Origin of the sequence: Solemya elarraichensis gill symbiont (assembly GCF_002021095.1) — a bacterium.
Classification (GTDB): Bacteria; Pseudomonadota; Gammaproteobacteria; order Chromatiales; family Chromatiaceae.
Genome location: NZ_MPRK01000131.1, coordinates 1 through 5,139, shown reverse-complemented (window position 1 = coordinate 5,139; position 5,139 = coordinate 1). Strand labels below are relative to the sequence as shown.

Sequence of the window (5,139 nt, the reverse complement as noted above, 5' to 3'; positions counted from 1 at the left end):
TTCATGATTATCAGTCTGGCCCTGCTCGGCTACGGTGTCAGTGGCACAGTGATTACGCTGTCTCGCCAGTGGCTCTTGCAACGCTTTGAGCTCGCCTATCTCGCTAACGGCATCGCCTTTTCAGTCACGATCGTGGGCAGTTTTCTGCTGGTTCAGGATTTACCCTTCAACGCGCTTGAAATCCTATGGGACTCGGCACAATGGGGCTATCTGCTGGCAGCATACCTGCTGTTGCTGCTGCCTTTTTTCTTCGTCGCGAACTGTATCGTTTTGACGTTTGGGGCATTCACTCGCGAGATTTCGCGGATCTATGGCTTTGACCTGTTCGGAGCCGGAGTCGGATCGATTTTGCTTGTTGTTGCACTTCTGTTTCTGCATCCTCAGCAGGTTCTGCTCGCTATCTCTGTTATCGCTCTTTCTGCAGTTGCAGTCGCTGCGTTTGAAATGCATCTGCGTTTTCGGTGGGCGGCTGGATTGGCTGTGCTCTGCTGCATATTTGCGATTTTCATCCTTCCACAGGGTTGGCTGTTACTGAAAATCTCGCCATATAAACCGCTTAGCCAGTCGCTGCAGGTGTCAGGTGCAAATGTCGAACGTGTCAGCTCCGGTCCGCATGGTGTCGTGACAGTGCTTGAAAATCGGCAGGTTCCATTTCGCCTTGCTGCCGGGGTGAGTCTAAATAACATGATTGAACCTCCTGAACAGTACGCACTTTTTGTTGACAGTGATGGCCCCAGTGCGATCACCCGCTATGATGGTGATCGTTCGAAACTGGGCTATCTCGACTACCAGACCTCTGCACTTGCCTATCATCTCTCCCGTCCGGATCGCGTGCTGGTACTGGGCATGGGCGGGGGAAGCGATATCCTGCAGGCGGAATACCATGGCGTACCCGCCATCGAGGCGGTTGAACTCAATCCCGAGCTGGTTGAACTATTACAGCAGGAATATGCGGAATTTTCCGGTTGGCCACTGCTCGCCGGGCATACGCGTGTGCATATTGCCGAGACACGTGCATTTCTTGCACACAATGAGACGCAATTCGACCTGATTCAGATGTCACTGCTGGATGCGGCAGGCGCATCAAGTGCCGGACTCTATGCGCTGAGTGAAAACTATATTTATACGCGTGAAGCGCTACAACTCTATTACCGACGCCTGCAACCTGGTGGTTTGCTATCAATTACCCGCTGGATCAAGATTCCGCCGCGAGATGCGCTGAAACTCTTTGCGACTGCTGTTTCCGCCATGAGAGAAGAGGGGGTCGATTCGCCGGGAAATCAACTGGTGATGATTCGTGGCTGGAACACCAGTACCCTGTTGATCAAGAAGGGCGTATTTGCTCCCACGGATATCCGCGCCTTGCAACAGTTCTGCGAAGAGCGCTCGTTTGATGTTGTATGGTACCCGGGAATTACCGCTTCCGAGGTGAATCTCTACAATGTTAACGACAAGCCCTATTTCTTCGAGGGTGCACAGGCACTGCTTGGCAGCGACGCATCTGAGTATATCAATAACTACAAGTTCTCTATTGAACCGGCTACCGATGACCGCCCTTACTACTTCAATTATTTCAAGTGGGGATCACTGGGCGAGATACTCTCACTTCAGCGCCGGGCAGGTTTCTCGCTGATTGAACTCGGTTATCTTGTGCTGGTATTTACACTCGTACAGGCACTCATCATCAGCATCCTGCTGGTGTTGCTTCCGCTGTGGTTTGTGCCGCGCGAGAATAATGCGCCTGGAGGCAAGTACATCAGTGGCGTCATGCTCTATTTTCTTCTGATCGGGCTGGCCTTTCTGTTCATCGAAATTGCCTTTATTCAGCGCTTTATTCTTTTCCTTGGTGACCCTGTCTATTCAGTAGCGGCCGTGTTGTGTGGTTTCCTGGTTTTTTCCGGTCTTGGCAGTTTCAGCGCCCCCCGTGTTGCACGACGATACAGGATGAATCCTGTTGTTCTGGCAATCCTGGGAATCTCCGTCATGGCTCTCCTGTCACTATGGGTTCATCCGCTGATCTTCAATGCGCTTGCTGCCCAGCCAGGGGTAATCAAGATTGTTGTATCCGTTCTTCTTATTGCGCCGTTGGCCTTTTTCATGGGAATGCCGTTTCCACTCGCACTGGGCAGTGTTTCCGGAAGGGCTGATTGGCTATTACCGTGGGGTTGGGGCGTCAATGGCTTTGCTTCACTGATGAGTGCCATTATTGCGACGATCTTTGCTGTTCATTTCGGTTTCACAGCCGTCGTGTTGTTGGCGATCCTGCTATACCTTCTTGCGGCCGCGGTATTTGTACTGATTCTGACCAAAGAAGTGCAATCTTCTACAGCCAGTGCGTCATGATGGGGCAACCGGGCGGGTAATAACGTGGATAAATGGCGAATTCTGGATTGGCACACTTATTGCTATTTATTTGCCAGAGAGTCTGCATAACTGTTTGCACAAGTGGCAATCAGAATCTCGAGGTTAAGACATGATCACTTAGCCGATTCCATGTTTGGAAGCACTCCTCCAATGATTTGTCCCGGCGCCTTGCCGGGACTTTTTTGCGCAATCTATTGAGCGAGAACTTTCTCGCCAACGCTCCAGATTGCCCGCAAAAGACCGTCCCATAAGGGTTTGAGTCAATTGACGCGCTCGCTGTGTTGCACCGCTTGCCTTATGATCGCCGTCTATTGGACTCAAACTCGGCTTACCAGGGAATAGATCAGAGTTTCCTTAGTAAAAATCACCGTTAATGTTTCGAAATATTGCTACCTGAAAGCATTGTGCAATTCGTATGTGGATACTAGTCTGTTAGTAGGAAGAGCGTTATCGCCAAAGTGAGATTTCTGGCGGTTTCGATCAATAGGCCATTTGGCTGGAAAGATTGGTGGAGGTGAGTACGATGAAATCAAGATCAATATTTCTCGGTGTCATCATTGGCTTTCTTCTGATGGGTGTGGCTGTATGGTTTGCCATGCCGCCAATGATGATTAACGTCCATAAAAGCGCGCAAGGTTTCGATGAAACTGTCACTGCTGTAGAAAATGCTGTGGCTGCGCAGCCTGGCTGGAAGGTAGTTAAAGTCTTCGATATCCAGAAAAACATTGTTGATGCAGGCCACAAGGAGATGAAACGGGTCAAGATTGTAGCCTTGTGTAATCCCAATTATGCAAATCGCATTCTAACGGATGATTACGATAAGGTCGTTAGTACGATGATGCCTCTGGGTATTGGTGTGTATGAGACAGCTGACGGTAGTGTCTACATGTCTGAAATGAATGTGGGCCTCGTAGGCATGATGTTTGGCGGAACCATTGCTGAAGTGATGGGAGATGCATCTGCTGACATTGGCAAGATGATGAAAGCTGTTAGCCAATAACGAATCGGTTCAATAGCTGAAGCTATTGTTCATTATGCTCAACCGATAAGCCGGCCCTTTGCCATTCGGGGAAGCCGTCTTCAAGTCGTCGTGCCTTGATTCCGGCTGAGCGCAGGCTTGCAACGGCATCGAATGCGAGAATGCAATGTGGCCCCCGGCAGTAGGCCACGATTTCCTGCCGATTGTCGAAATCATCAAGATGATACTCGAGTGCATTCAGAGGGATATTTACGGCCCCTGTAACATGTCCACTGTTGTACTCATCTGCCGGGCGCACATCTATCACGGTGACGAGCCCATCTTTAACTCGAGATAGTAGTTCGTCGCGAGGAATGGGTTCAAGTTCATCACGCGTTGTCAGGTAGGTTTCTACCAGGTGATCAGCTTCAGCCAGGTGTCTTTCTGCAACATTGCGCAGATGTGTCAGCAGATCAACCACATCATCACCGCTCAGGCGATAGATGACCCTTTGGCTCTCTTTTCTACACTCGACCAGTCCAGCCTGGCGCAGCTGCTGCAGGTGTTGTGACGTGTTGGCCACGGTAAGCCCAGAGACCCTTGCAAGCTCATCAACACTGCGCTCGCCTTGTGCCAAAAACTCGATCAATTCCAGGCGATTACCGTTTCCCAGTGCCTTGCCTACGCGGGCAAATTGCGCAAACAGATCCTGTTTGAAGTTGTTTCTTGACATGTTTTCTCTTTCCTATATGCTTTATTCAAGTAATCACTAGAATAATAGAATATGCTTAGTATAGCAAGTTCTTGATATTTTGCTGAGGGGGTCTGATGGAATTTGTTGATTGGGTCGTTGCCAACGAAAAAATAGTTCGGATGAGCTGTTTTTTCGGCATGATCGTAATAATGGCTAGTTGGGAGTATGTGGCACCATGCCGAGCGTTGTCGATTCCACGCGCTATCCACTGGGCCAATAATCTCGGCATTGTGTTTCTCAACAGCTTCCTGCTACGCCTTGTTTTCCCTGCAGCAGCGGTCGGTGTTGTTCTGATTGCTGGCGAAGAGAACTGGGGATTATTTAACCAGGTCTCAGTCTCACCGGTCATCGCGATTATTCTATCGATTATCGTGATGGATTTTGTGATCTATCTACAGCACATTATGGTGCATGCCATACCCCTGTTGTGGCGCTTGCACCGCGTGCACCATGCCGACCTGGATTACGATTTCACCACTGGTGCGCGTTTTCATCCAATTGAGATATTCCTGTCGATGCTGATCAAGTTCGCCACTATCGTTTTACTGGGTCCGCCGGTTGTTGCCGTGATCCTCTTCGAAGTGATTTTGAACTTGATGGCAATGTTCAATCATGGCAATGTGCGATTGCCAATAGCACTTGATCGTGTTGTGCGGTTGTTTGTCGTGACGCCGGATATGCATCGCGTTCACCATTCAGTCCATGATGATGAGGCGAACAGTAATTTCGGATTCAACCTGTCTTTGTGGGACAGGCTGTTTGGCACATATCGTGACCAACCACGCGATGGACATGAAGGCATGACCATCGGGATTCACAAGTACAGGGAACCACCCGATGTCTCCTGGCTTCCCGGTATGTTGTGGCTACCATTCCGTGGAAAGATCAGTGATTACGCAATAAACCGCCGCCAATGGTCTGATGATGAATAAGCGGGCGACACAGCTTCTGTTACTGCTGGTTATCGTTGTCGGTATCGCTGTTGCAGTCATTTACCGTGATCAGTTGAGTGCAGAAGTGCTGCAGGAGTGGCTGATAGCGCTGGGCCCGGCAGCACCGCTTG

Annotated in this window: 4 protein-coding genes; 3 read left to right on the top strand and 1 reads right to left on the bottom strand. The window is 50.0% G+C overall.

The genetic code is table 11. The annotated features are described in order from the left end of the window. The coding region (locus tag BOW51_RS11160; RefSeq protein ID WP_167367270.1) for a spermidine synthase family protein at positions 1-2,343 on the top strand (2,343 nt) is incomplete at its 5' end. Positions 2,344-2,887: 544 nt separating this feature from the next. Continuing rightward, positions 2,888-3,364, top strand: a complete 477-nt coding sequence (locus tag BOW51_RS07395; protein ID WP_078477124.1) for a DUF302 domain-containing protein — start codon at positions 2,888-2,890, stop codon at positions 3,362-3,364. Between the two features lie 22 nt (positions 3,365-3,386). Here BOW51_RS07395 and BOW51_RS07390 read toward each other — a convergent pair whose 3' ends face one another. Continuing rightward, positions 3,387-4,055: an ArsR/SmtB family transcription factor gene (locus tag BOW51_RS07390; protein WP_078477123.1), complete on the bottom strand. Its 669-nt coding sequence runs from the start codon at positions 4,053-4,055 to the stop codon at positions 3,387-3,389. A 95-nt stretch (positions 4,056-4,150) separates the two neighbouring features. Here BOW51_RS07390 and BOW51_RS07385 point away from each other — a divergent pair, with 95 nt between their 5' ends. After that, a complete protein-coding gene (locus BOW51_RS07385) occupies positions 4,151-5,008 on the top strand; it encodes a sterol desaturase family protein (protein ID WP_078477122.1) in 858 nt (285 codons plus the stop codon). Positions 5,009-5,139: the final 131 nt, after the last annotated feature.